We start from the raw sequence: 26,995 nt of genomic DNA, 5'->3' as shown, positions 1-26,995 counted from the left end.
AAAATAAAGAGTCATTATTCCAGCACTAAATCCCGACAAATTTGCGCAAGGTCTGATTGCACAGCTGCAGCCGTCACTTCTCGACCGGCACCAGGCCCACGGATAATTAATGGATTATCCTGATAAAAGCTACTGCGGATCACAAACACGTTATCACCGGGAGTCAAGTTTGCGTACGCATGCTCACGACGAACCCACTCTATACCCACTTTCGCCTTTAATTGGCCATCTATGGTATCCAAACAAGCCACATAACGCAGTACCTTGTCTTGTTCTAATGCTGCCTGAAACTGCTGCTGCATCACGTTATCCAATTCTGAAATACGGACTAAAAATTGCGCTAATGGAATATCAGCCAACGCAGCGGGCACCAGTGAATTTAGCTCAATATCATCAAGCTCAATATCATGTCCTATTTCACGAGCAAGAATAAGAAGCTTACGCTGCATATCTCGCCCAGAGAGATCGTCACGAGGATCTGGCTCGGTAATGCCTAAATCTCTGGCTTCTAACACCAACTCTGAAAACGGTTTTTGGCTGTCATACTTTTCAAATAACCAACATAAAGTACCCGAAAATATTCCGCCCACCGCTTCGATATTGTCACCACTATTATGCAAGTCATTTAACGCGTGTTGTACCGGTAGTCCAGCACCACAACTGGCATTGTATCGCCAAAATAATCGCCGATTACCCAATTGCTGCTTTAATTCATGATAAAAGGCTAAGGGCCCTGAGCCCGCAAGTTTATTGGCACTCACCACATGAATACCACGGGAAAAAAATTCAGGATATTGCAAAGTAAGATCTGCACTGGCACTGATATCAAGCGCGATCAGTTCATCACATTCAAGCGCCTGAAGCTCATCAAATAAATCATCATATTGCCAAGGCTTAGCTTGCTGCTCAAACGCCTGTTGCCATAAGGTTAAGCCGATCCCTTGGTCATTTAACAAGGCTTTCTTTGAACTCACTAGCCCCACCAGCTCAACATTGACTTCCAATTCTTTGTTCAGTGACGTTCGCGCCCCATTAAAGAGTTCAACCCAAGCTTCACCTATGTTTCCGACACCGAGTAATAGTACACCAATACGTTTACGAGGACCGGTACAACGACGATGGACCTTTTGAGTGAGTAAGTTCACTTGCCCATAAGGCACTAAGGTCACAAGACTCAAGCCATCATTAAACAGTGGTCTGGCATCTCGACTGAGTAAACGCGCAAAACCTCGACGATAAAGACTCGCATCAGCACTGACCAGGGCTACTAGGCCAAAATCTTCACGCACGCTAATATCACTGAGACCCAATGATGCATCGATCCCTTCAAGTATGGTGTGAACTTGTTTACTGTTTTCATGAGTAAACGCAAACTCAACTCGATGATGTGCTAACTTCCAATGCGCTAATGGAATGAGCCCCGCATCTGCCAATAGCTTAAGCACACGTGATGGTCCCGTTGTTAATCTAAAATTGAATAATGCAACCGATGGTAAATTCGTCACCACTGGTGCGCTGGCTGAAGAACTCTTGGGAGCGATGAGGGTAAAATCAGTATGCGATGCATAGCTCGAACGTACCGCTAAGCTCACATTGGTATTAAATAAGGGTTGTAACGACCGATTGTGTAGCACTGGAGAGCCTAAATGTGCGAGACGATTAGCTTCGTCTAAAGAGAGGCTTTTAAGTAACTTTGCATCGTTAATCTTATTAGGATCAGCATTAAACACGCCTTCAACATCAGTCCAAATCGTCACACGGTCAATATCGGCAAGACTGGCGATTAAAGTGGCACTATAATCAGAGCCATTTCGTCCAAGTAATAAAGTTTCGCCTTGACGATTTGCACAAATAAACCCTGTGATAATAAGTCTTTCATTAGGACTATTTTCAATACGTTGCTGTACCCGGCTCCGTGATTCGTCGAGTCTAATTTGAGGGATGGCACCCTCATCAGCAATTAGTAAGCTTCTGGCATCGACATCATTCGCCGCCACACCAGACTCTCTCAATAACGCAGCTAATAGACGAGCAGACCAACGCTCGCCAAAACTGACGACCTCACTACGCTTATATTCATTGATGTCATCAAGAGAAAACAGACTAATCAACTGATACTTATCAATCGATAAACGCTCACGCAAGCTTCTTGCTTGCTCATTGGATAGCAGCTGCTCAATCAAATTTTGCTGAAAACTAATCAACACTTGTAATTTTTCTTGCCACAGCTGCGACGAGTCTTTTAACGCAAGTAATTCATAAAGAAAATTAGTACTCTTACCTGCGGCTGAGACAACCACAAGATCGTCACTATTACCGTGAGTCAGAAGAATATGAACCACGCGGCGATAACAGTCTGCATCCGCTAAGCTAGAACCGCCAAATTTATGTAAATGACCACGCGCCATCTCTAACTCCTATAAACTAATTAACAATTAGCTGAAGATGCAGCAGCAAGTCCAGCTTTAATGTCAGCCACTAAATCATCAGCGTCTTCAATACCAACAGAAAGGCGAATAAGCGTATCTTTAACTCCAGCTTCTGCTCGCGCCTCAGGGTCCATTGCTCTGTGGGTCATGGTCGCAGGCACCGCCACTAAACTTTCGACACCACCTAAACTTTCTGCAACTGAAAACACAGATAGTTTTGCTAAAAAGGCCACTAATTCGCTTTCACCGCCTTTTAGCTCAAAACTCAGCATTGCACCAAAACCTTGCTGTTGTTTCGCGGCGATTTCATGACCTGGATGATCTTTTAAACCAGGATAATATACCTTATCTACTGCATTGCTATTAATAAGTACATCTAACACTTTTTGCGCATTAGCTTGATGCTCTCTGATGCGGATAGGCAGAGTACGTATTCCCCGTAACGTAAGATAACTGTCAAACGCCGATCCCGTCAGTCCTAATGTATTTGACCACCAATGCAATAACTCTCCTAACTGCGGATCTTTAGCAACCACAGCGCCACCAACAACATCACTATGGCCATTAATGTATTTAGTGGTCGAATGAACAACGATATCAGCGCCGAGCAAAAGTGGTTGCTGTAAAATAGGTGACAAAAAGGTATTATCGACCGCTACCAGAGCTTCGACAGCATGACTTGCTGTCGCAATCGCTTCAATATCGACAACTCTAAGCAAAGGATTCGATGGCGTTTCCAGCCACACAATTTTAGGTTTAAGTGCTATCGCATCGCTGAAGGCCTGACTATCGGCTTGATCAATGACCTTTAGCTTAAATTGGCCTTTTTTAGCCAAATTAGTAAACAATCGATAACTACCACCATAACAATCATGGGGAACAAGTAAAAGATCGTCAGGGCCTAACAAACTAGTCACTAACGTAATGGCGGCCATACCTGTACAGGTCACCACACCGGTAGCCCCTCTTTCTAAACCAGCAATGGCATCGCCCAAAATCGAACGTGTTGGATTGCCTGAGCGACTATAATCAAATTCTCTTGGATTTTGGTGTCCATCAAAAGCGTAATTGGTGGAAAGATAAATAGGCGGGACTACTGCACCATGTTGAGTATCGGACTCAATCCCTTGGCGTACTGCGATGGTGGCTAATTTACGTTCTGTCATCTATGACTCCTAAGCGAATTACTGAGCATCATACTTTATATCCAACACAACAAATAGATGTCTGGACGTCTAAAATACCTAAGTGTGTCACCCTAGTCAATCCTATAACAGACATCTAGGCATCTAAACATCCAAATATGGCAGGATCTATTTGCATTTAATGGAAATAAGAGGCAATAATTTGACTGTACAAATTAAAGGGTTAAAATCTGCCCCGAATTTTGAATTTACAGGTGAGTCAATGACTAAGTGGAATGGCGATTACATCAGCCCCTATGCTGAACACGGCAAGAAGAATGAACAAGTAAAAAAAATTACTGTGTCCATTCCCTTAAAAGTACTTAAGGTATTAACCGACGAACGTACACGCCGTCAGGTAAAAAACCTACGTCACGCCACGAATAGTGAACTGCTTTGCGAAGCTTTTTTACATGCCTATACAGGTCAGCCCCTGCCGAATGATGAAGACCTGTCAAAAGATAAACCTGACAGCATTCCAGCAGAAGTAAAACGCTTAATGAATGAAATGGGCATCGAGTGGGAAGATGAAGATGAGGAATAGCTAACCAACCAATCAATGTCAGGGATCCTATTGCGATCCCCATTTATTATTAACTCTGTTCAAAAGCGATACCTGCTTTGTACTATCACACAGACCGTATTATCACCACCAACGATTGTGGTTACATCCAGATGGTCCCCTTCAAAATGCAAATCCGATGCATAAAGAATATATATCAGCAGTAGACTATCTGAGTCCGTATGAATATTTAATACCAATGGTATTAAATATAAGCGTGTGTTGTTTATTGCTGAGATCTAGCATAAACATAGGACCAGCTCACTATACAATATGAAATAAATGTTTAACATTTAATCACTAACTGCTAAATTAAGAGAGTGATAAATAGGTAGGGATCACATAAACTTACTTAATGAGGAATTTATGCACCTTATAATGAAAACTCAGTTCGACAACCTTCGCCTCAACGATGATCATGAATATTCCACCAACGACAGAGGGGGTAAAAAAGTCATTAAGATTTTTAAAGATGGTCATTTGATCGCAAAAAAAATTTCGATAAAAAACTCAGTTCAATACTTCGGCATAGTAGGAGTCGAAGACTTGCTCACTGCAGAGTAACCTCCAATGACAACGTGGCCGCGCCTACCATACTGACAGTCGAGTACTCCAGTTTGATATTATCGACAACCAGATAGAAGCCACAATACGAGGTAACATCAATCCTTACTTCGAGGTAACAAAAGAACCAAGGTATAAAGTTTCACTCACTTTTAACCCCATATCAGACAAACAATGGCAAAGTATTATCAGCACCTTGAGCAATAACCCCGGCTGGTTATCTAAATTAATGCTCAATGAAATGCCAAGTAATATTGAAGAGGCGTTTGGAAACACACATTTTTTACCTAAAACTTACCAGGATATAAAAGCCCATTGTGATTGTCCTGATGATGCTACCCCATGTAAACATATCGCTGGCGTCTATTTTCGAACAGCCAACATTCTAGACAGTAACCCTATGTTACTATTCCAATTTAGAGGCCTTACACCAACAGAATTACATGACAGATTGGGAATTATCCACAATAGATCAAGACACAATCGATATTCAGGCTTCATTGATCAAAAACAAGGTGACTACCCCGAATTTTGGGCACGCTCAAATTCATTTATTGGTGCCATGGAAGATATTTATTCCACGATTAAAAAACAGAATAAACATTCACTAAAATAACTCTTGTAAAACTAAAAAAATATGAACCAAAACCAATTGATAACCGTATAGACTTAAACAGCCCACTGAATATTATTCGCATATGTTTTCATTATTTAAAAATGACCCGATTAAAAAGTTAGAAAAACTGTACGCTGCTAAACTTGAACAAGCTATGCATGCACAAAGAAATGGTGATATAAAATCATATTCAATGATCACTGCAGAAGCTGAAAAAATCGAAATTCAAATAATTGCATTAGAACAATCAACAACAAAATGAGACAGTAATCGGCCAAAAAATACAACAAGAACACACAGACCCACTGCGACAAGGTGTCGCAGTTACTGCATTTATTTTGTCAGTCCCTCTTCGCGCTGTCATTATTGCAACACCTGTATAAATAGATGACAACATAGCCATAAAATCATGATGAAGTTACCAACCTCTCTTGTTTCACTCTCTCTTGCTTCAACCCTTATCTCCGTCACTCCTTCGTATGCCGATGACAATGATATCGAAATCATTGAAATCACCGGCCAGCACCAAGGAATATCGAGTGCAGTAAGTCCTGAATCAAGTGTTCCCAAAACTGACATCAGTGGCTTACTGGAAAACCTACCTGGCGCTGCCGTCAACAGTAATGGTCCCGTCACTGGCATAGCACAATACCGTGGCCTATTTGGCGATCGCGTTAACACTCAAGTTAATGGGGTATCCCTGCCAGGAGCAGGCCCTAATGCAATGGACACCCCACTAAGCTACGCCAGTTTAATTAATTCAGAAAGCCTTGAGATGACGCGAGGTATAGCACCGGTATCATCAGGAGTAGACACTTTAGGCGGCAGTATTAAGGTCGTAGAATCTCAAGCTAACTTCGACGAGACCAGTGGCAAAGTCGCTGGTCAATACCAAGATAATGGTCAGCGCAGTCACCTAGGCGCTAAAGCTAACGTGGGAGGGCAAGATCATGCTTTACTCGTCTATACTGACATCTTAAAAGGTCAGGACAATATCACCACTGGTGGCAATAAAGAAATCAAACCAACCACCTATGACAAAACCATGGTGGGTGGGCAGTACCGTGTCAATTTAAGTCATTCAGACTCAATTGATGAATCAATTGCAATAGGTTACCAGCACTTAGAGACCACCGCAGCAGGTACGCCAGCTTTACCTATGGATATTGATTTTATTCGCACCGATCGCATTAAAGTAGAAGGTGAACATGAAATTAATCATTGGGATCTTAACTGGCATTTAGCCTATAGCGATGCCAAACATGGCATGGATAATTTCAGTGAACGCATGAAGATGCCAACCATGAACGCCCGCTATAATAGTGCCGATAGCACAGGATTCGATGGTGAAATATCCTTCGGTAAAGAAGCTTGGTTATTCGGGTTAAATACCCAACTGAGTGAACATAATTCGGTGATATCGGATCCCACTAATGCCATGTTTAATGTCGATAATTTTAATGGCGTTAAAGACAATACTTATAGCGCTTTCGCTCAATGGCAACAAGATATCGGCCAGTGGAATTGGCAACTAGGTGCACGCGTTAAACATTATCAAACCGATGCAGATGAAGTTGAACATTCTATGGCAGGCAGCATGCCTGCGATTAAAACCTTGATGGACAGATACAATGATGCTGACCGATCTCAGTCACAAACGGGGTTAGATCTGGTGATAAATGGTCGCTATCAGGTAAATGAACAGCTGAGCTGGATTTTAGGTTTAGCGCGTAAACAAGACAGTGCCAGCTATCAGCAAAGATACTTATGGGTACCAATGCAATCAACCGGCGGACTTGCTGATGGCCGCACCTATGTTGGCCAAATGGATCTTGAGCTTGAAACCGCTTATCAGCTGGAACTCGGGACTGAATTTACCACTGACAAATTTTCCATCAGCCCACGTATTTTCTTCAATCGTATCGACAACTATATTCAAGGGGTTCAATCAAGCGATCCTGCAGTGATCATGGCAGCCCAAATGATGGGAGATGACAACCCCATGCAGTTTGCCAATGTTGATGCGCAACTATATGGCATGGATGTCGCAGCCCTTTATCAACTCGCTGATAATTGGAAAATCGATATGAACGCCAGCTATATCAAAGGGGAGCGACGTGATATCGACGATAATCTATATCGAATAGCACCACCTAAAGTCAATTTGGGTCTTAACTATCAAAATGGGCATTGGCAAGGGCGCATTGAAGGAGTCGCAGTCGCAGCGCAAAATGAGGTATCTGAGACTCAATTAGAAGCAACCACAGCCGGTTACGCCTTGATGAATATTTCAGCGGGATATAACGCCGATAGCTGGATGCTAAAAGCAGGCGTCAACAACTTGTTTGATACTGAATATGAAGACCATTTAGCTGGATATAACCGGGTTATGGGCGGCGATCTCGCCTCTGGTGAGCGTATGCAAGGTATCGGTATGAATGCTTGGGTGACTGGCGAGTATCGCTTCTAATTGAGCCAATAAAAATATCATAATGAGAAGCCAAGGATGGCAAACAAACTTATCAAAAATAACACTCCAAGACCTGCGATTAACATACCTCAGAATGACGATTATCTAAGGTTGGTTTTTTAAGTAATTTACGCTGTAAAGTACGTCGATGCATCCCCAATTGACGTGCAGTTACCGACACATTGCCTTTATTGAGATTGAGCACTTGTTGTATATGCTCCCATTCCAATCGCTTAGGATTCAGTGGTTTTTCATCCAGCTCAATAAGATCGACCAATTCCCCTTTAGTCTGCCGCTCAATTAAGGCGTTCAACAGCGTTGCTGTATCGACAGGTTTAGCTAAATAGTTATCTGCACCTAAACGAATAGCTTCAACCGCGGTAGCAATACTGGCATATCCCGTCAACAACACCATCACCACATTGGGCAAAACATGGCGTAATGGAGAAATCAAATTTAAGCCATTGTCTTGCGCTAGCTTCATATCGAGTAAAATGTGTGTGGGCTTAAACTGCCGAGCTTCCAACAGCGCTTTGCTGGCATCATGGGCTTGAAGACAACTAAATCCATGGCGCGACATACGCCTATCTAATATCCCAGCCAGAGCGAGATCATCCTCAATAATCAACAATTTATGACTATTCATTTGCATTTTCTCCACAACAATCAATCAAGGCACTGCTGCAGCCATGACTGCCAAGCATAACCCAATCATATTCAAGATCTAACCTTATGATATTAATGGTAAACTCACTTCAGCCACAGTGCCTCCTTCTACATGCGTTCCCAGCAACAGACTGCCCCCTAAACGCTCGAAACTTGCATGGCTCAACATAAGCGCAACCCCCATACCAGTGGGGCTCTCCACTAACTGATAACCTAATTGAGAAATAAGTCCGCTGGGGATCCCAGCGCCATAGTCTCTGACCCTAAGTGTTAAATAATGCCGCTCTAATTCGATATTAACGTTAACTTTCTGCGCCCCCATATGTTCCTTGCTTGCTCGCGCTGCGTTTTCGATTAATGATAAAATAGCCGGCAACAAGCTTGTATCGCTTTGCACTAATGAGTCGTGGGCAGCGATGCCCAACGCGGTGTCAAGTTGCACCTCTGGCATCAAGAGCATCACCTGCTGTTCGAGTTGATTCAATAGCTCCCCCGCTGCTATTTCAAACTGCTTTTGTTGCCGTATTGATTCAGTCGCGGCTCTCAAATTCACTAAAGTTTGTTCGCAGCGAGACAAAGCAACATTCATCTCCTGCACCGCTGACGTGTTCGCATCAGCCCCCTCTGCAACTTCTTCTATTAATAATCTCAAACTTGATAATGGCGTTGCTAACTGATGAGCCATTTGGGCTGATACCGTACCTAAAGCCAGTAACTTTTCTTGCCTTAATTGTGCTTCACGCATATATGAAAGCTCGGCATCTTGCCTGCGCATTCGCTTCGCAATGAATGCCACACTGGTGGTTAACACCAACGACGAAATGACAAAATTAAGCCACATTCCAAGATAATGAGATCCCATATCCATACCGTGACCCTGCATCATATCTAGCGGAACACTATAAAGCATCACACTATAAGCCAATGTGGACACTAAGGTTAATGTCCATGGAGCCCAACGAGGTAAAATAACAGCAGCAATTGCGATGGGCATTAACAATAGCGAAATAAACGCATTGGTTGCCCCACCAGAAAAATAAAGCCACGTGATCCAAAAAGCGGTATCAAACAAGAGAGCAATAAATAAACCAATGTCGGTCAACTGCAGTGACTTGCGTATGCTAAACGTCACAGCCAAATAGACAGCTTCTAATATAAGCGCATAATTTAACTCTGAACTCCCCAAAGAAAGACCAAAGGTGTCAGCCACTAAAAATGTCAGCACTAATTTAAGTATCAGCCCTAAGATCCGTAACGCAGCCAGTTGATCAGATGCACTTACATTAGGCAGCTTTTGCCAGAAAATACTTTTCAACATCACAATTCATTCAAGCTAATGCCAACCAACGACAAGGCCTTTGCAGAGTTGACTAGGCTAGCTTGCGCCCCTTGTCTAAACCCTATTTGAGAGCGGATCCCTAAGTCTGCCAACCGCTGGCAACTTAATGTGCAGTCCTGTGGGCGTTTAGCACTATCTAGCGGCTCAGAAACAGCGGTTAAATGTTGAGTGTCTCTGCCAAGAAGCTCTGAGAGCACTAGCAACATCTGATACTTACTCATACTTTGCTCAGCACTAAAATGATAAATGCCGTTAATGGTTTTAGTGTCGAGTTTCAGGGCCAGCATGTTCTCAATCGCCATGGCAATATCTTGGGTCGATGTCGGGCTACGAATTGCCCAATGGTCAACATTTTGTGGTTTTTTATCGAGTAGTTGATTTAATAATACCAAGACAGCTGATTCATCCACTTTCTCAACTTGACCATAAAGGATAGGCAATCTTAATACGGCAAAATCATTGCTAATGTCTAACAACACTTGTTCGCCGCGCAGCTTAGATTCACCATAAAAGTTAACTGGATTTGGTACGTCATTTTCAGAGTAAGTTGGGGTTATGCCATCAAACACATAATCTGTCGAAATATAGAGTACCCAAGCTCCTTGTTGCTTCGCCGCTTTGGCTAATGTACTGGTCGCTTTAAGATTGAGTGCTAATGCCGCTTCAGGGGATTGTTCGGAAACATCAGGCCTGCGCTCTGCGGCGCAGTGAAGGATCACATCAGGTTGCTGTGAGCCGATAAAATCATTGAGCGCCAGCTCATCGGTGAGATCGAGTTTATTTATACCTACGCCACTTCTGCTAAAGCCTGTCGCGATAAGCTCATGACGATTGCTTAATGTCAACTGCTGAACAACTGCTCTGCCTAAAAGACCCGTTGCCCCTGTGATCATGATTTTTGCCATTACAACCTCGGTTCACTCTTTGCTTAAAAAATGACGTCCAGTGTAATGTTTTTTGTCTCATATTCACATGAGCCAGTGCTCATTTTAAACAATAAAAAAGCAGTAAGCTTAGAATGGCACTCACTGCGTTTTACCGCTATTGACTCCTGTATTAAATAACAGAAAACGTATTGTTAACCTATTTCATTTTATGGGGCGATACCTGAATATACTCCACTGGTGTTTGCACTGACTGATAGTGAATTGTTTCTACAGGTCCAATGACACCCGCTTCTTGATTCGTTATGCCATTTTCTAGGTGATAATCATCTTGAAATTCACCATAACGGCCTTCAGTGACATGATAATCAACCGTTAGTGTTCCTATTCCCGCATTAGCTAAATACTTAGCAGGATCATTCCAAGTTGCATTATCTAAATTCGTGGTCAGTTTGATATCAAGTAGTACGCTATCGCACAAAGGGGTCACTTCTTCATAATTTGTTGGCCAACCAGAACCTGATGTCGCCTCTGGGTAATTAGCATAATCCCCGCCCCTCATAGGACAAGCCCCACCACCATTGAATGCATCACGGTCAGGGTGATGCACACCATATAACTTAGTGCCTACCGCAGCAATGTCTGTTAATCCATGAACGTTGCTGGCTAAATTAAAATGAGGATAAGTCGTTACCTTGGTTTTCAACTCTGATTTTATATGACTTTTTATATATTCATAATAGGGTCCATCAGGGCGTATATATGAAAAATCATCATTGTTTTTATTATCATAAATAGCCATCAAGAATAAATAATTAGCACCTTGGAAACGTTTTTCAATAATGTAATATTCACTCATTGTTTTACTCGCATCTACAGCATGCCAATCAAGCTCACGGCTATCTTTTGTCACATTAACCCAAGTTCTGGCATCTTCAAACAAATTGAGTCTGAGTACATTTGAATAATTTTCATGAATATCTAATCCAGCTCTTTTACCTAAAGGGCCAACTTTATTCGCTGATGGTTGTGCAAAAGCAAACTCCATAGCTTTGGCTGCATAAGGAAAGTGTTGAGCGGACATAGTGCAGTACCAAGAAGGTAAATCAATGGGTTCGTGGAATTGATACTTACCTCGATATTTATCATGATAAATAGGCAAATCTATATAATTCAATCTCCCATTAACTACCTTATTTTGAGGTAATACATATGCACCAGATAAATCATGGGTATAATTATTTTGTATCACATTTTGGTATCTAGATGAAAATATATCGGCATTCTTAGGCAGACCCAAAGCACCATCTATTAAGTATTCTCTCACCATCCCATTATCTTGAACACGCCATAACCCATGCTTACCTTCACCTATCATAGTGAATACTTGTTCAACAATATTAACAAATCGATAAGTATTATTAGTGCTAAAATAACCAAAGTAGGCCGGTAAGTGAGGGATTTTTGAGTCAGTTGCACTTGGACGGCTATCACTTCTTTTATCTATAATATTACTGGTGTAATAAAAAGGGTCACCTTGGGTTAGATCAACTAAATTTAAATTTTCTTGTTGATTTTCCCTTCCAATAGGACTAGCACATTTACCTATATGGTTAAGTGAAAGCTCATTTGCATAAGTAACACTAATCAATAAAGAAAATAAAACAATAGCACTTGCTTTAAGAAAAAAACTGACTGATTTTGATATAAACGTCATAGAACATTCCTTTAATATTAAAGCAAACCTCCTTTTAACTATGCCAACGATATGACTTTTAATGATTAACAAATGTTGAAAACCATGTTTCTTTACCATCCGATAACATTATTGACAATGGAGGTATTTTTTTACAAATAAAATTAGTTACCGTAAGGATCTGAGATTACGTTAGCTAACGGAAGGTTGTTGTAATATTCGTGTGAGCTCTGATGTGGGTGATCGATATATAAATTAAGATCTAATTCAAAGTCACGAACAACAAGCATACGACAATCCACTCTTTGTGCTGATACTATTTGTAATGCATGTCCATTAGAAATAAGTCTTGCTGAATACTCGCTGAAATCACCACTACAATTAACCGTACTACCATAAAAAGTGCTACCAATAATAGTAGGTTCTTGCGTCAATGTTATTGCATATTCTTCATTTTGATCCGGAAAGACAATATCATCATTTGCAAAACTGTTTGAAGAAAAGAATACTGCTAAGCTTAAGCCTAATACTTTAATACTACTATCAACTTTCATAATATCATCCACTTTAAATACGGGACTATTCCCGCATAGGCTTTATACCATCAACATCAAATAAAATACAAACTATTTACAGTTATACCCATATTTATTAAACTTTAGGTTGATGTTTAATTTTTTACATTTTAGAATAAGATTCAATGTGGGACTTATCTATTAAAGCCTCACCACCTTATTAATTCACGTCATAAAAAAATTAAACCTAAAATTAATCTTAACTAAAGTATATGAATAATTTTATAGCAACACGATAAATCAGCTCTACACATTAATAATAAATAAGGGAAGTAATGAAAAATATTTTTTGGCTTAGCACTATTGCAGCACTCAGTCTGAGTTCTTTTAATCTTACTGCACAGAATATAGAACCGCAGGCAACTCATTCAGCTCACATTTTGCCATCAAGAACATTAGATCAAGCTAGCCAGTTAGCTCAACAATTTATCCACTCACAACAAAATCAATACGGGATCTGGTTAAACGCATCAATCAATACCGTTACTGCGTTATATGACGGGCTAGAACACATTCAAGGTTATGAGATAGAAATACTTGATAATAGACGGCAACCATTAGGTTATATGATCGTTGAAGCTAAAAATACCAATATTAACATTGCAGAATATGCAGTCACAGGCACAACTCCGTCAAATACTTTACTCAAAAAATATGAACAACAAACAGGTGAAAATATTAATATATTACACCCTGATGTACGTATGCTTTGGAATGGTTCTGGAACCTCTTCTTTGCGTGTATTAGATAGTCATAACATCATTCATTTTATCCCACTCAACCCACAGCAACCCCTCAGCGACTTAACACACCCACGACAATTTCCATCTTCATCTAACGACCCAATAAATGCCAATGTCGCACAAAATATAATAAACAAAAATACATTACTTCGCACCGCCAATACATTGAGCATCACACCTAATGTGGTTGATTGGCGCTTCACTCCCTTCTCCCAAGAACAACGCACTTGGACACATTCCACCAGTGATAGCAATGATTGTTACGCTGGGTGTACTCCCATTGCGGCCGCCATGTTGATTGATTTTTATGACAGAAATGGCTTTCCTTACATGATTGGTGACGACACACAGCAAGTTCACCATACCAGTAGTATTTTAATGCGTGAAACCATAGATGACCTACGAGGATACTTAAACACTTATTGCCGTGAAGATGGTCAAGGAGGTACATCACAAGCCAATAGTGTCAAGCTCGTTGATTATATGAATACACGTCAAACACAACAATTCTCGGCAAGAAGGATCACCTATGCAGCCATGAGTACTTACTCATATTTAATGCGAGAAATTAACGCCCAGCGACCAGCGATTGTCCACTACCATACCCAAGGCACTATTGGCACCAATCATTCAGCTATCGCTTATGGTTATCAATATGGAGGCGCTTGGGCTGATAATTTTCTCACCGTTCGCACAGGATGGAGTGGGCAACCTGAAATCAATTATAATATCAAAAGTATGGGTACAGTAGAGGCTACGTTAGTGAGTCTAATAGAGTGATTCTTAGATTCCAAGGATAACCCTATATTACTATTATCAATTTGTTCCCCCTTATATTCAGTCATTACTCATAGGGGGAATGACTACTTGATTGTAAAAATAAAGCGAGTTCAGAGTTTACACAAGGCTCTAAAGTCTATGGTTTAAGTCACTGATACCAAATATAAAGGCATGCCAACATTGCCATTAATAGATTAAATATTGGAAATACGCGCCATTTCATGCGCACAGCCGCTATGATGGTGATACATCAACTTCAACATAAAGTCATTGCCTATGCCCGAAACTTTACAACATATCATGACTGAGATGACACCTTGGTTACAGCAATATGGCTACCTCATTTTAGCACTTGCCATCGCCGTGGAAGGAGTCGGGATCCCTGCTCCTGGGCAGTCATTACTTATCGTTGCCAGCCTATTAGCTGCAACAGGACAAATGTCACTGCCTCTAGTACTTATGGTCGCTGGTAGCAGCGCTTTTACGGGCAATAGTTTAGGCTATTTATTAGGAATAAAATGTGGCGATATTTTTATCGAAAAAGGCTGGATAAAAGAGAGTACCGAAATTAAACTTCATGCCTTTATCGGTAAATATGGTGTGATTGCTCTACTGCTCAGTCGCTTTATTGAAGGGCTTAAACAAACTATTTTTATCGGTTGTGGCATGGCTAAAATGCCCTTTCATCAATTTCTCATCGGTAATACGATGGCTACGGTATTATGGCTCACACTCTTTGGTCTTGGCCCAATACTGATCAGCGAGGAACTCACCCCAATACTGACTTTTTATCACCACCACCAGCAGCTATTCTGGCTTGTTATCACAGTATTTGGCATTATTGGCCTCATTTTATTTAGCGTTATACTGAAACGACAGAGAGCTAAAATAGCCAATGATTAATAGTGTGTAGAGTAAGCTGCCACCTCATACCCATTTAATTAAATAGCTGATTGAATATCCAATTTTTCAAGTAAAGATGGGTAACCCCAGCCATTCTTACCGACAACAATTTTCTCTCCAGTTAAAAACTCATACATGGTCGGTGCAAGTGAACCATTCTCCTCTATTGTTAAGGGTAAAGGGTCACCAATCGGGGTTCCCCAGAAACCAAGAAAAGCATCTTTTTCAAGATAATCCTCACCAGCATGTCGACCGGGTACTTTAGTATTAAATCCTATTCCAGCCTTAGGGAACAAGTTGATCGTTCCTGCTCTATCCTCTTCATAAAGCCTAGCGACTTGATTCACCGAATCCGGCCTTGGAGTGAACCGCGTTAGCTCTCGCCACTCCAGTACACTGCACCATGACGTAATATCTTGCTGCTTAGCTTGCTGGAGGCATTTATTTTTTAAATTGGTGTAATGATTCAATTCAGACTCGGACGGCTTATCTTTATAGGGATTCAACTGCTGAATATCGAGTAATATGGGCTCAATGCCGGATAGGCTGGCATAGAAGAGTTTATCCCCTCTAAGCTCAACCCGCTCATCAATGCGCTTGTCATCTCGATATCCAACCAAGCGAACCTGACACTTATCGACACTGCACTGGTGTTCACGTAGTACCATATAATCTAAAGAATCAGATAATCTCGATGCCGTCTCAGCCACGATATCCAGTGTTTGTGATTTATCTTTAGCATTGATAGGCGCCCATCGAACTAGCTCTTCGTAAACAGGCTGCACAGTCCATCCCATTGCCGAATTAAAGAAATCCATCATCATGTTACCACCAGCGGTAGATGCAACCACCACATCCACCCCACGATGACTCGAGTAATTTAACGCATTAGTGATCTTAGGACCTTCGCCCTCATCCGAGGATATTTTTTTCACTAAGATAGGATATCCCAGCTCATCTGATAGCGCTTCAAATACGCGCTTCTCCGGATTCAAAGCATGGAAAACAGGACTTAAACCATGATCACCAGCCATCCCCCATAAAGTTTGATCATAAATACCAGCATCTTTATAAGCTTTCTCAGTTTGAGCTAACCAATAATCCAACCGATTAAGCTCCCCTGTTGGCATAATGATTTCATCACTAAAAGGCCCAGCAAAATGAGCAAAGTGATCAGGCCATGGATTATAAATCAAGGTATAGTCAGGCATTCCAAGGCCATCTAATTTTGCTAGCTCAGAGATGGCTTTTTCAATCTTCCATTTCTTTGTTAGCTTGGTCACAATATCCAGAAAGAAAATCTCTTGGTATCCTTGAATATCCTCGATCAACTCCTGACGGAGTGCTCTCAGTTGCCCTTCCACTTTAGCTCGAACGCTCAGCTCTCTCAGGCAACGTTTCTCCCCATAATCTCGCTGCACTTCTCCCACACCAAGGTTCACTAAGCCATCAAAGCTAGTATGGGCATTCCAATCATATTGTGCGTTACAGTTGAGGGTGTTGAGATAAGCTAAACGATCAAACATCGTCCGCACTCCATGACTTTCCATTAATCTGTCAAGCTGGATCGCATCGTTACCAAAAAAGTAATATGCCCTGTCCTGTTCTCTATCAACAAAGTGAAAATTAGGGATCCCAGTTCCTCCCTTGCCCGAAACCTTAGCGCCAGTTTTGATAATAGGCAGATTACGTACACTAATGGTTGGCGTTGATGAAATACCAACTTGGGTGATGGAGTCTCTATTTTCAAGGTAAAGACGCTTAAAAAACGGCAGATAATTCGGGTCTTGATAATTTTTCCTGGCCAAAAGTGACATAAACTTAACTTGCTGTTCATGTTCAGGTTGATTGGTTTCCCTTCCAGTAACAGTAAGTTCTTCATGAGACTGATGTATCTGATAAGCATGATTAATAAAAGGTTTAGATGGATCAACCAATCCCTCAATTAAGCCCTGCTGCAAGCCGTCAACCGCTATCTGCACACCATAACGGCGCTTCTGCTGTGAGAGTAAAAACTTAATTAATTCATCAGCATCTTCATCAAAAGTATTTAGCATCCAGGAATTTAATCCTGCTTCTCGCTCTTGCTTAAACACAAATTGACGATAAGCCTTAAGTACATTTAAGCGAACGAAATCAATGAGGGTGATCGTTAATGCTTGCGCCTTATTATTGACTTTGTTTCTATGTTGTGGATCGCCGTCTTCTATAATGTCCAGCAGCACAGCTTTCATCTCTGTGGGATCCATCCTATTACTGGCCTTCATCATGAGTCCAATAATGATGGGTTGAATTTTATTAATAATATCAATATCTTCAGTCTGTGAGGTGAGATATGTATAGTGATTAGGTAAAGCATCCATGTCTTGCCACTCACCGATATCAACTAAAGCATCGTAAATGGTCACCAAAGAAGCAATAAACTGGCGATCAACTTTTACCCCTTGATGATTACCATTATTGCTTGGTGTTTTAATTTCTCTAGGCTGTGAGTCCACTCCAACCTGATACAAGCTATGCTCAAACCCTTTAAGCTGCATAGGAGAATATCGAGTCTTGAGATATTGCTTAAATTCATCATTAGGACTCAGCCCACCATAACGGTCATAATAACTATACAAAAAATGACCTAAAGGAATAGCATAGCTGGGATCACTCAGCTGACTAATAACCCTAGCTTTAACCTCGCTATCTAGAGGAAGAGAGAGGATATATACATCAAGAGAGACACCCGCAATCGTAAACAGTGTGATATCTCGCGTCAGCTTAGTCGATGCGCTCACTGAGGAAATAATCTGATCCCTCATGATTTCACCAGCATTGAATATTCCACCTAACACCGGCATCTCGCTAATATTGGCTAACACTGATGAACAGCTAAAGGCAAAAATCACATAAATGGACTGGGTTATTCGCCACTTGATAACGCTAATCAAACTATTCATATACCTGTCAATTTCCAATAACTTAAGATAAACCAATATGACTAAACAATGAATTAAAGGCTTATTTTATATTTATTTAGATTACCTTGATAACCAATGGCTCTAAGCACTAAAAAAACGCTATGTAAACTAGATTAATCTTGCCCTATTGATAACAAGAGCTCAATAGGAGTCACTCATTTACCTTTCAAATTCATCCGCACTTGTTTAATCTAATCCACAATAAGATATTGGAATGAATGATATGAAAGAAGCTGTCCCTCTGCCACTATTAATTGCTGGTCCAATACTCCGCCATTGCGATCGCGATAACTTCACCCTATGGTTTATTACTAGCAAGTCAATGGAATCACTGACACTGACACTGACCCACTCTTTAGACGATAATAAAAATATTCCTCCCCTCTTCAATAACCCATTGCTGACAGAACAGCTAAATAGCATAAAATTAGGTCAACATGCTTATCAACATATCGTGCAACTCAAACAAACTGAACTGCTACCCGTAGAGGTAGCGGTAAACTATACACTTGAAGATAAGCTGCATGGGCTTATTTTCAAAGAAGTGGTCGGTCTTCAATATGGTGAACAACTCACACCAAATTTTGTGATTAAACCACAAATAGACCATATGCTACACGGCTCATGCCGCCATGCACATCACCACAGTGGTGATGCTTTAGTGGCCGCTGACACTTTACTGGCACAAGATCTTAGCCAACAAGCTAGGCCTGCTCTTTTGATGCTCAGCGGCGATCAAGTTTATATCGATGATGTGGCTGGACCTATGCTGTTTGCTGTCGGTGAGGTGATAGCAATGCTAGGTTTGCCTCAGGAAAAATTCCCTGATGCTCAACTATCAGGCAGTGACTCAATAAGCTACCACCCTGCGGCTATGTACCAAAGGCATAAAAACTTACTCCCACAAACAAATTACTCGGCAAGGACAGCCTTAGGTCGCTGGTATCGAAATCATCCTATTTTTACTTCTTCTCTTGCCGAAAACCATCTGGTCAGTTTAAGTGAGGTTATCGCATTTTATCTACTAACTTGGTCACCGGAACTGTGGGAGCGTATCACGATCCCAAAAGATGTCGTTGGTTTATCCGCTGCCAATACTGCCAGATGGCAAAGTGAATGGCGCAACCTACTCGAATTTAAAGCAGGCCTCAAGCAAGTCAGGCGGCTCATGGCGCATCTACCTACTTATATGATTTTTGATGATCATGATGTCACTGATGACTGGAACCTCACCGCTAAATGGGAAGAGGCTGCCTATGGACATGCATTTTCAAAACGCATTATTGGTAATGCTCTGATAGGTTACACCTTGTTTCAGGGACTAGGTAATGCACCCGATAAATTTAAAGCTGAGATAACCCCTCGTCTTACCGCCTTCTTTAATCAACCTAATGAAGGCAGCCATAATCAGCTTATTGATATCTTGCTACAATTCACACATTGGCATTATAGCCTGAATACCAACCCTAAAATGGTTGTTCTTGATACCCGAACGCACCGTTGGCGCAGCGAAGCAAATCTAGCTAAGCCATCAGGCTTAATGGATTGGGAAGCGTTGATGGAGTTTCAACATGAACTCGTGGGACAAGATAAAGTCATTATCGTCTCAGCAGCTCCTATGTTTGGGGTTAAATTTATCGAAACCATACAGAAGATCGCGACGTTACTCGGTGCTTCATTGTTAGTCGATGCAGAAAACTGGATGGCTCACCCAGGTACTGCCAACACGTTAATGCGTATTTTTCAACATCGACAAACGCCAGAACAATTTGTGATTTTATCGGGTGATGTACATTACTCATTTGCTTACGATATCCGTATACGTTTTCGTAAAGGAGGACCTAAAATTTACCAGATAACCTGTAGTGGGATTAAAAACCAGTTCCCCGAAAAATTGCTGCCGCTATTAGATAAAATCAATGGTTGGTTATACGGACGCTTTTCCCCACTTAACTTTTTCACTAAACGTAAACGGATGTCGATACGAGGACGTCGACCCAATGACGCCCGTAGTCAACGATTATTCAATAAAAGTGGCATCGGCATGGTTCGCTTTGCTAGCAATGGAGCGCCAACAAAAATAGCCGTACTTCACGCTGATATGAGCCAAACCGATTTCAAGCTGCCAAGCCATAATAAACATGGGGCTAAATCTCCAAAAGACAAAAATGATTAACGACATTAAAAAGTGTCCTCATATTGGCTAAGGTGGCTAATTGATGCCCTTAAGAGCAAATCGCTTCACACTCAAGATCAATGAGCTTGCCGCTGATAGGATCGGTAAAATGTAGTCGTCTGGCAAGCAGCCTTAGTGGCTTGTTATAATCATCTTGAGCTTTAGCTTGTAGCTGTGGATAACATTTATCATTTAAAATCGGCATGCCCAAACTTTGCATATGCACCCTAAGCTGGTGGGTACGCCCTGTGATGGGTGATAAATTAAATACACCAACCTCGCCTCTTACCTCGATAAGGGATATTTCGGAATGGGTATTCGCTTCCCCTTCAATCACTTTCATGGTAAATGACGGTTCACCTTTTACTATCCGATTCTTTACAGTCCAATGAAGCGGCAGTGCTAACTGCCCACTTTTATTATTCGCTAACAATTCAGGAGTTAATTTGGCTAACGCTTGGTATTCTTTACAGATCAATCCATGTTTAAATAAATCATGATATTGCTGACGATGCTCAGGGTAAAGACACAGTAATATCAGTCCAGCTGTCGCCCTATCAAGCCTGTGAGCGGGCACGATTGTTTCTATCCCTAATTTGGCTCTCAATCGGTTAACTAAACATTCATTAATCACATTGCCACTTGGATGTAACGCAAGAAAATGAGGTTTAAAAGCAACGATGATTCTCTCATCTGTATAAATAATTTTCTCATCAAAAGGTACATTTGGCTCACTCGCCACTTCTCGATAATAATACACCCTGACTCTTGGCCTATAAAGAGTATCGAGTTCAATTAAAGTACCATCTTGCCAATGTACCTTGCCATCACTCACTCTTGCCTCCCACACATCGGCACCAATCTGTCCAAAGTGCTCAACCAGAAAACTCAGTACCGTCGGTTTATCGGTAACATTTTCAGGAAGGACGACGTAAGACGCTTGCTTTGCAAGAACTGAAGAAAACATAATGTTCAAATAACGCAGAGATTAAAGAATTGCATCTTAACAGAAAGAGTCACTTGAAATGAATAAAGCTAACATCGGTTAACTCGCATGGGATTTAATTAACTCGAGAACAAACTCCATAGTTTGATGGCAATCTGGCTTATTCATCAACGTTAATTTATCTTTATTATAAAGAGGTAGTACTTCCAACCAACGCTGACTGACCCAAGAAGCATCGTCAAGATAAATATGTGAATAGAGTCCAAAAAGATCAGGGTTAACTTCATAAAACTGCTCTAATGCGGCACTTATCAAAGCAAACTCGCCTAAAATGGGCTCTTCACGCCAATTGCAAGCTGGTAACGTTCTCGCCATCCAAATACCATTTTTCTCTCGAGCAGCCGATAACACCTTCACCCTCTGCTTGCCTTCTAGCACTATACTCAAACAGTCATCATCGAGTTGATTGAAATCTATAATCTCACATTGAGTAATGCTGGGATAACAAGGAGGGTGACTATTGGCTTTTAACATGCCAAAAGCCAAAGGATAAGTGCCTTTACATACATCGGCAACCATCTTCAAATGACCAGGGTTAATTATTTTTACCTCAATTCTTCCACCAGGTAACAACAAGGCATCCCGCGTAATCAACGCCATTTCTTGTGTTTTCATAGTAACATCCTCCCCTTTAGGGTAGGTAACCGCTATTAATTACTCGCCTGAGCAGATAAAAAACAATCATATTAAATTGTAGCAGTTTAAAAATTTCCTGCTTTAACACATAAGTTGATATCATGCACAAGAGTACATATTCTTTAAATTCGGCAGTGATACGCTTTATGCACTGACCTAACTGGTACATTTGAAATAGCGTCATTAAGCGGTATCAGTTCATCTTGGTTAACGGTAAACTTACTCAATTTCCTATCAGTAATTGAGTCGTCCATAATGATCCTTGATACCTTAGCTAACAAAGATGCTTATTTACATCTAGCCCCTAGAATAACGCAAGCATTAACCCATCTAGCAGAGACTGATTTCACTCAAGTTGCGGTGGGCAGATATGAGCTTGATGGCAAAAATCTCTTTGTCATCGTTAACGATTATGAAACCAAAGCAAGAGAATTAGAGCCTTTTGAAGTCCACCAAGAATATATCGACGTACAATATGTTGTCAGTGGCGAAGAAGAATTTGGTTACCTACCACGAGCAAATCAGACACCATCACGCCCCTATTTTGCTCAACATGACTATGCAGAATTTGATTATAATAGCAATAAATCTGATGCCGCTTTTATTCCTTTTAAAGCAGGAATGTTTGCCATTTTTTTCCCTCAAGATATGCATATGCCAGGCACTAATCCGACCCCGACCAAAGTGCGAAAAGTAGTCATAAAAGTAAAAATATAGTCCCCCTCATGGACACATTGAGGGTGAACCACATCCTCAAATAAAACGTTAGCCACATACAGAATTAACAGCATTGGTAATCTTCATCAGTGCTTTGATTTATCATAGACTTAAAAAAATAACACGCCCAACAATCCCTTTATGTGCAATGAGCCATATTCGCTCAGTATAAAAACTGATCTTGATCATTCATTCAGAGATGCTACTATAACTTAATGTAATTACTTATACCCTTAAGTTATATAGGGTGAATAATGATAATGTGAGTACTTTATGAGCCAAATAGCTAACTTAGATCAGATCTACCTCGATGCAAACGCAACAACTCCAGTACTTCCACAAGCTGCACAAGCCGCTATGGATGCCATGCAAAACCTCTTTGGTAATCCTAGTAGTAGTCACATTACCGGCTTAAAAGCAAAAAATTTAATGGAGCAAACACGCCAACGGGCTAAAGCATTACTCGGCGCAGAAAATGGCAAGCTCATCTTCACAAGTGGGGCAACAGAAGGTATTCAAACCGGGATCTGGTCTGGGCTCATCAAAGCAAAAAGCCAACTTAAAGAAGGTAAAAAATACTGTATTTTATATGGAGCAACTGAACACAAAGCCGTGCCCAACTCCTTAGCTCACTGGAATGAAATATTAGGCATTAATGCTGAAATCAAAGCTATTCCCGTTAACCAGTTTGGCGACTTGGATCTCGAGTTTATCAAAAATGAAGTCGATAACGCCTTAATGATTTGCACCATGGCTGTGAATAATGAAACCGGCGTATATCAAGACTTAAAAAAACTTGAGCATTGTATCCGTGATAATAATCCTGACGTTTACTGGTTAGTTGATTGCGTGCAAGCGTTGGGGAAACGATCTCTTAACCTTGCTAAAACCAGTATTGATTATGCCCCATTCAGTGGCCATAAACTCTATGCTCCTAAAGGAATTGGGTTTATTTATATTCGAGAAACAGCTCCTTTTACTCCCTTTATCGCAGGTGGTGGTCAGGAGGGAGGCCTACGTTCAGGGACAGAAAATCTACCGGGTCTTGCTGCACTTAATGTCATTTTCGGCATGCTGCTCAACAAAGATAATTCCAGCTTTTGCAGTGTAGAAGTACTCGAACATTATCGTCAACAGCTAACCAAGAGCCTCACTCAAGCTTTTCCGAGTATCGTATTTAACCACAGCTACAAAAATAGTGTCCCAACCACGCTTAACTTTGCAGTACCTGGGTTTAGCAGTAAAGAAATCATGGATCTATTCGATGCGGCCAATATTCGTGTCAGCTCAGGATCAGCATGCAGCTCTAAAGTCACCCGCAGCTTTGTATTGGATGCGATGGGCTTACCCGCTTGGCAAAGTGAGTCTGCTATTCGTCTCTCCTTTGGGCCAGCGATGACACAAATTGAAGTTGACATCGCTTGCCAACGTATTCTATCGGCAGCAAATGCGCTATCAAATAGCTGCTTAATGTTAGATGACTCTAAAATCGACCAAGATAGAGCACCATTGGACGGACTGGTTCAGTTAAGATCAGGTTCAAGCTGCACTTGGATCTATGCCGATAAGGAAAGTAAGCAAGCCTTAGTCATAGACCCACTCCCAGAACTTGAGAAACGCATCGATACCTTACTGCAATGCCAACAACTCACTCCTGTTGCCATTTTGGATACTCATGGTCATGCTGATCATGTTTCGGGACGTGTTGCGTTAGCACAAAAGTATCTCAGCTCACAAAAAACCAATGAACTAGGCTGGCCTACTAATGCCACAGAACTGCAGATAGGTAATGAAAAGTTTAATGCCTTGACACTAGGAAAGCTGACATTAGTGAAAGTCGCAACCCCTGGGCATACTGATGACAGCATGAGCTTATTACTCACATCAGATACCAATAATCTCACCACAAGTACACGCTATGCTTTTTGTGGTGACACAATATTAATGGGCAGTCTAGGAAGAACCAACTTTTCCTCGAGCAGTGCTATTGGGATGTATCACAGTTTAAAACAGATAAACCGACTCATAGGTCAACAGACTCTTTTATGCGCTAGTCATGATTATAATAACGAGTTTACCACCAGCCTATCAGCTGAACGAATACGTAACCCTCTACTTCAAGCCGTCCTATCAGACACGATTGATGAGTCACAATTTTTAGAAAAGAAAACCGATTTAGATTCGAGTCTACAAGATGAAGTCGGGACAGAAATCCTATGTGGGGCTTATAGTGGCGAGTGTGATAAAGCAAAAATAAAGGAATACACCAGTGAAAGCCTCAGACAACGGCTTGCTGTTTCTCCTAATGTTAACATCATCGATATTCGTGAGGCCTATGAATATGCACTCCAACATACACTAGATACAACCAGTGAGCACAGTGGCACAGACAGCGGCTTGAATAGAGGGGTGAATATTCCTATGACACGTCTAGTGCAATTTATTCAGGAACACCAAGCCGATAAAGAATCTGAATGGGTACTGGTTTGTCGCAGTGGAAGCCGCTCTATGGTAGCAGCTCAAGCTATGCATAGGTTAGGGTTTGTCAATGTCGCCCACCTTAAAGGCGGTTACGCACTAAGTAGCTAACAACTGATCGAATCCTCATAATAGAGTGAGGCATAATTCAGGCTTTGCCTTTTTGGGTTTAGGCTTAGTATCGACATCAGTATTTTTCGCATGTGTAGGCGCAGCCATCTGCGCCCTCCACCAACTCAGATCATCGCAGCCATCCCCCTTTGGTGGCTGAACTTGATCCTGACAATATATATCGCCATCAGGACAGTTAAGTCTGACATGCATATGAGATGAATGCCCCCACCAAGGACGCACTTTCTGCAACCAATTTTTATTTTGAGTCGCTTGCTCACAAAGGTGCTGTTTTATTGCTGGATGCACAAAAATACGAGCCACTCTGCTATCTGAAACGACCATTTTAATCATCTTTACGTGGACAGATGACCAGTTTTCATTAACCTTAAATCCATTATGATCAACAACGTCAAGTTTTTGCGGTCTTTCCCTCCATTGACTCGACAAAGGTCCACTTACTTGCCGTAACCAAATATCAACATCAAGTCCTATCTGGTGACTGGTGTGCCCAGAGATAAAGTCCCCCCTCTAGGCATCGACATGTCGCCTATTAATATGTCATCAACCCCCGCTCTTTTCAGATTGGTGGCATAATCTTCAATAAACTGCACTAGTGCTTTATGGCCATAAAAACGGTTCAAAGAAGTACGTATAACCTGATAACCCTCACCAGAACCAGCCAATGGTACAGCTCCAAATAAGCAACCATTAGTATAAGTTCCTATTGAACTGGATTTTCCATCGAAAGGCTCATTGATTAATACCCACGGATTAGCTAACCCATGATGACAAGCAAACAATAAATACACACAACCAATAAAGGATGAATAATTAACCATGCTACACTCAACATTAATGTCATGAACTGTTACCAAGCTATGCCTTTCTTCTCTCCAAGTCTAAAAAGCGTTAAAATATTAAGGCTAGATATCTACTCAGCTCATGTTTAACGGTAACGTTGAAGTTAGTATTCACTTACTTTTTAATACTAATGTTAACCAATCACTTTCACCTTCAAACAACAGTGATTGCAACGCTCCTTTACCTTCAACATTAACTAAATTAACTTGTGAGGGCCAAAGATCCCTAAGTGCACCATTTGAAACTTGTATGCCTTCAATGGCCTTTGGTATCGTCACTTCTTGGTAAACCCAAAAATATCGGCCATCAATCTCACTGCCGACAGATGATAATGCTATATCCTTACCCTTTAAGTCTTTAACCGAAAACTGCCCCTCAACATAATGAATAAACGTCGTTTGTGTTAGCTTATCACTCACAATATTAGCACTAGGTGAAAATAAATCTTTAACTGCATGTTCAGCGTCATGAAGGTAAAATTTATGTGTTACCTCGAGCAAACCACTACGATTGTTAAAAAGAAGCGTTGTCACAGCTAACTTTTGCTGATGAGCAAACGCTGAAGCGACGCTCATCAGTAATAACCAAAACACTCCAATATAAAGTACGGCAAGTTTTAGCTTACTCATG

The 26,995-nt window shown here is 41.2% G+C and carries 21 protein-coding genes and 1 pseudogene; 10 read left to right on the top strand and 12 right to left on the bottom strand.

Translation table 11 applies throughout. The features are described 5' to 3' along the window. Window positions 1–14: 14 nt before the first annotated feature. Both HQQ94_RS03670 and metB read right to left on the bottom strand, forming a co-directional pair. Complete coding sequence (locus HQQ94_RS03670; protein ID WP_173293145.1) at window positions 15–2,408, bottom strand: bifunctional aspartate kinase/homoserine dehydrogenase II; 2,394 nt, start codon at window positions 2,406–2,408, stop codon at window positions 15–17. 20 nt (window positions 2,409–2,428) lie between these two features. Next, window positions 2,429–3,595, bottom strand: a complete 1,167-nt coding sequence (metB, locus tag HQQ94_RS03665) for a cystathionine gamma-synthase (protein ID WP_173293144.1) — start codon at window positions 3,593–3,595, stop codon at window positions 2,429–2,431. A 241-nt stretch (window positions 3,596–3,836) separates the two neighbouring features. Between metB and metJ the strand changes: the two genes are divergently transcribed. The 5 genes from metJ (at window position 3,837) to HQQ94_RS03640 (ending at window position 7,825) form a co-directional block, all read left to right on the top strand. After that, window positions 3,837–4,157 carry a met regulon transcriptional regulator MetJ gene (gene metJ / locus HQQ94_RS03660; protein WP_173296497.1) on the top strand — a complete coding sequence of 107 codons (321 nt, stop codon included), beginning with the start codon at window positions 3,837–3,839 and terminating at the stop codon, window positions 4,155–4,157. 384 nt (window positions 4,158–4,541) lie between these two features. After that, window positions 4,542–4,739 (top strand): hypothetical protein, encoded by a 198-nt coding sequence (locus tag HQQ94_RS03655; RefSeq protein ID WP_173293143.1) that lies wholly within the window; start codon window positions 4,542–4,544, stop codon window positions 4,737–4,739. A gap of 196 nt (window positions 4,740–4,935) precedes the next feature. Next, the gene (locus HQQ94_RS03650) at window positions 4,936–5,355 is read left to right on the top strand and encodes an SWIM zinc finger family protein (RefSeq protein ID WP_173293142.1); all 420 of its coding nucleotides are present in this window, start codon (window positions 4,936–4,938) and stop codon (window positions 5,353–5,355) included. Between the two features lie 82 nt (window positions 5,356–5,437). Then, window positions 5,438–5,617, top strand: coding sequence for a DUF6435 family protein (locus tag HQQ94_RS03645; protein WP_173293141.1), 180 nt, complete (start codon window positions 5,438–5,440; stop codon window positions 5,615–5,617). Window positions 5,618–5,764: 147 nt separating this feature from the next. Further along, on the top strand, window positions 5,765–7,825 hold the full coding sequence (locus tag HQQ94_RS03640) for a TonB-dependent receptor (RefSeq protein WP_254303991.1): 2,061 nt from the start codon (window positions 5,765–5,767) through the stop codon (window positions 7,823–7,825). Between the two features lie 79 nt (window positions 7,826–7,904). Here HQQ94_RS03640 and HQQ94_RS03635 read toward each other — a convergent pair whose 3' ends face one another. The 5 genes from HQQ94_RS03635 to HQQ94_RS03615 form a co-directional block, all read right to left on the bottom strand. After that, the gene (locus HQQ94_RS03635) at window positions 7,905–8,471 is read right to left on the bottom strand and encodes a response regulator transcription factor (protein ID WP_173293140.1); all 567 of its coding nucleotides are present in this window, start codon (window positions 8,469–8,471) and stop codon (window positions 7,905–7,907) included. Between the two features lie 84 nt (window positions 8,472–8,555). Further along, entirely contained in the window at window positions 8,556–9,809 is a 1,254-nt protein-coding gene (locus HQQ94_RS03630) for a sensor histidine kinase KdpD (protein ID WP_173293139.1), read from the bottom strand. Beyond that, the gene (locus tag HQQ94_RS03625) at window positions 9,809–10,735 is read right to left on the bottom strand and encodes an SDR family oxidoreductase (protein WP_173293138.1); all 927 of its coding nucleotides are present in this window, start codon (window positions 10,733–10,735) and stop codon (window positions 9,809–9,811) included. Before HQQ94_RS03625 ends, HQQ94_RS03630 begins: the two co-directional genes overlap by 1 nt. A gap of 178 nt (window positions 10,736–10,913) precedes the next feature. Continuing rightward, window positions 10,914–12,431, bottom strand: a complete 1,518-nt coding sequence (locus tag HQQ94_RS03620) for a hypothetical protein (protein WP_173293137.1) — start codon at window positions 12,429–12,431, stop codon at window positions 10,914–10,916. Window positions 12,432–12,574: 143 nt separating this feature from the next. Beyond that, a complete protein-coding gene (locus HQQ94_RS03615) occupies window positions 12,575–12,964 on the bottom strand; it encodes a hypothetical protein (protein WP_173293136.1) in 390 nt (129 codons plus the stop codon). A gap of 296 nt (window positions 12,965–13,260) precedes the next feature. Between HQQ94_RS03615 and HQQ94_RS03610 the strand changes: the two genes are divergently transcribed. Together HQQ94_RS03610 and HQQ94_RS03605 are read left to right on the top strand one after the other, a co-directional pair. Continuing rightward, window positions 13,261–14,508, top strand: coding sequence for a hypothetical protein (locus HQQ94_RS03610; RefSeq protein ID WP_173293135.1), 1,248 nt, complete (start codon window positions 13,261–13,263; stop codon window positions 14,506–14,508). Between the two features lie 276 nt (window positions 14,509–14,784). Beyond that, window positions 14,785–15,411 (top strand): DedA family protein, encoded by a 627-nt coding sequence (locus HQQ94_RS03605; protein WP_173293134.1) that lies wholly within the window; start codon window positions 14,785–14,787, stop codon window positions 15,409–15,411. Between the two features lie 38 nt (window positions 15,412–15,449). On the opposite strand, the gene HQQ94_RS03600 is transcribed toward HQQ94_RS03605, so the two are convergent. After that, the gene (locus HQQ94_RS03600) at window positions 15,450–18,356 is read right to left on the bottom strand and encodes an alkaline phosphatase family protein (protein WP_173293133.1); all 2,907 of its coding nucleotides are present in this window, start codon (window positions 18,354–18,356) and stop codon (window positions 15,450–15,452) included. Between the two features lie 244 nt (window positions 18,357–18,600). Here HQQ94_RS03600 and HQQ94_RS03595 point away from each other — a divergent pair, with 244 nt between their 5' ends. Continuing rightward, window positions 18,601–20,553 (top strand): alkaline phosphatase D family protein, encoded by a 1,953-nt coding sequence (locus HQQ94_RS03595; protein WP_173296495.1) that lies wholly within the window; start codon window positions 18,601–18,603, stop codon window positions 20,551–20,553. A gap of 49 nt (window positions 20,554–20,602) precedes the next feature. Here HQQ94_RS03595 and HQQ94_RS03590 read toward each other — a convergent pair whose 3' ends face one another. Together HQQ94_RS03590 and HQQ94_RS03585 are read right to left on the bottom strand one after the other, a co-directional pair. Further along, on the bottom strand, window positions 20,603–21,520 hold the full coding sequence (locus HQQ94_RS03590) for a pseudouridine synthase (RefSeq protein ID WP_173293132.1): 918 nt from the start codon (window positions 21,518–21,520) through the stop codon (window positions 20,603–20,605). 78 nt (window positions 21,521–21,598) lie between these two features. Continuing rightward, complete coding sequence (locus HQQ94_RS03585) at window positions 21,599–22,174, bottom strand: LON peptidase substrate-binding domain-containing protein (RefSeq protein WP_173293131.1); 576 nt, start codon at window positions 22,172–22,174, stop codon at window positions 21,599–21,601. Between the two features lie 276 nt (window positions 22,175–22,450). On the opposite strand from HQQ94_RS03585, the gene HQQ94_RS03580 reads away from it, so the two are divergent. Beyond that, on the top strand, window positions 22,451–22,912 hold the full coding sequence (locus tag HQQ94_RS03580; RefSeq protein ID WP_173293130.1) for a YhcH/YjgK/YiaL family protein: 462 nt from the start codon (window positions 22,451–22,453) through the stop codon (window positions 22,910–22,912). A 273-nt stretch (window positions 22,913–23,185) separates the two neighbouring features. Beyond that, the gene (locus HQQ94_RS03575; protein WP_173293129.1) at window positions 23,186–25,501 is read left to right on the top strand and encodes an aminotransferase class V-fold PLP-dependent enzyme; all 2,316 of its coding nucleotides are present in this window, start codon (window positions 23,186–23,188) and stop codon (window positions 25,499–25,501) included. A gap of 15 nt (window positions 25,502–25,516) precedes the next feature. Here HQQ94_RS03575 and mepA read toward each other — a convergent pair. Together mepA and HQQ94_RS03565 are read right to left on the bottom strand one after the other, a co-directional pair. Next, window positions 25,517–26,343: pseudogene (mepA, locus tag HQQ94_RS03570) on the bottom strand (penicillin-insensitive murein endopeptidase). 132 nt (window positions 26,344–26,475) lie between these two features. Beyond that, window positions 26,476–26,994 (bottom strand): DUF6702 family protein, encoded by a 519-nt coding sequence (locus HQQ94_RS03565; RefSeq protein WP_254303990.1) that lies wholly within the window; start codon window positions 26,992–26,994, stop codon window positions 26,476–26,478. Between the last annotated feature and the right edge of the window lies 1 nt (window position 26,995).

The organism is Shewanella sp. VB17 (assembly GCF_013248905.1).
GTDB lineage: Bacteria > Pseudomonadota > Gammaproteobacteria > Enterobacterales > Shewanellaceae > Shewanella.
The sequence above is the reverse complement of the archived record's forward strand: the minus strand, read 5'-3'. Positions and strand labels throughout refer to the sequence as shown.

Coding starts and splice junctions, on each gene's coding strand:
- HQQ94_RS03565 (WP_254303990.1), bottom strand. CDS start 26,994: ATGAGTAAGCTAAAACTTGCCGTACTTTATATTGGAGTGTTTTGGTTA.
- metJ (WP_173296497.1), top strand. CDS start 3,837: ATGACTAAGTGGAATGGCGATTACATCAGCCCCTATGCTGAACACGGC.
- HQQ94_RS03640 (WP_254303991.1), top strand. CDS start 5,765: ATGATGAAGTTACCAACCTCTCTTGTTTCACTCTCTCTTGCTTCAACC.
- HQQ94_RS03595 (WP_173296495.1), top strand. CDS start 18,601: ATGAAAGAAGCTGTCCCTCTGCCACTATTAATTGCTGGTCCAATACTC.
- HQQ94_RS03630 (WP_173293139.1), bottom strand. CDS start 9,809: ATGTTGAAAAGTATTTTCTGGCAAAAGCTGCCTAATGTAAGTGCATCT.
- HQQ94_RS03655 (WP_173293143.1), top strand. CDS start 4,542: ATGCACCTTATAATGAAAACTCAGTTCGACAACCTTCGCCTCAACGAT.
- HQQ94_RS03615 (WP_173293136.1), bottom strand. CDS start 12,964: ATGAAAGTTGATAGTAGTATTAAAGTATTAGGCTTAAGCTTAGCAGTA.
- HQQ94_RS03590 (WP_173293132.1), bottom strand. CDS start 21,520: ATGTTTTCTTCAGTTCTTGCAAAGCAAGCGTCTTACGTCGTCCTTCCT.
- HQQ94_RS03635 (WP_173293140.1), bottom strand. CDS start 8,471: ATGAATAGTCATAAATTGTTGATTATTGAGGATGATCTCGCTCTGGCT.
- HQQ94_RS03575 (WP_173293129.1), top strand. CDS start 23,186: ATGAGCCAAATAGCTAACTTAGATCAGATCTACCTCGATGCAAACGCA.
- metB (WP_173293144.1), bottom strand. CDS start 3,595: ATGACAGAACGTAAATTAGCCACCATCGCAGTACGCCAAGGGATTGAG.
- HQQ94_RS03620 (WP_173293137.1), bottom strand. CDS start 12,431: ATGACGTTTATATCAAAATCAGTCAGTTTTTTTCTTAAAGCAAGTGCT.
- HQQ94_RS03625 (WP_173293138.1), bottom strand. CDS start 10,735: ATGGCAAAAATCATGATCACAGGGGCAACGGGTCTTTTAGGCAGAGCA.
- HQQ94_RS03645 (WP_173293141.1), top strand. CDS start 5,438: ATGTTTTCATTATTTAAAAATGACCCGATTAAAAAGTTAGAAAAACTG.
- HQQ94_RS03610 (WP_173293135.1), top strand. CDS start 13,261: ATGAAAAATATTTTTTGGCTTAGCACTATTGCAGCACTCAGTCTGAGT.
- HQQ94_RS03600 (WP_173293133.1), bottom strand. CDS start 18,356: ATGAATAGTTTGATTAGCGTTATCAAGTGGCGAATAACCCAGTCCATT.
- HQQ94_RS03585 (WP_173293131.1), bottom strand. CDS start 22,174: ATGAAAACACAAGAAATGGCGTTGATTACGCGGGATGCCTTGTTGTTA.
- HQQ94_RS03605 (WP_173293134.1), top strand. CDS start 14,785: ATGCCCGAAACTTTACAACATATCATGACTGAGATGACACCTTGGTTA.
- HQQ94_RS03580 (WP_173293130.1), top strand. CDS start 22,451: ATGATCCTTGATACCTTAGCTAACAAAGATGCTTATTTACATCTAGCC.
- HQQ94_RS03670 (WP_173293145.1), bottom strand. CDS start 2,408: ATGGCGCGTGGTCATTTACATAAATTTGGCGGTTCTAGCTTAGCGGAT.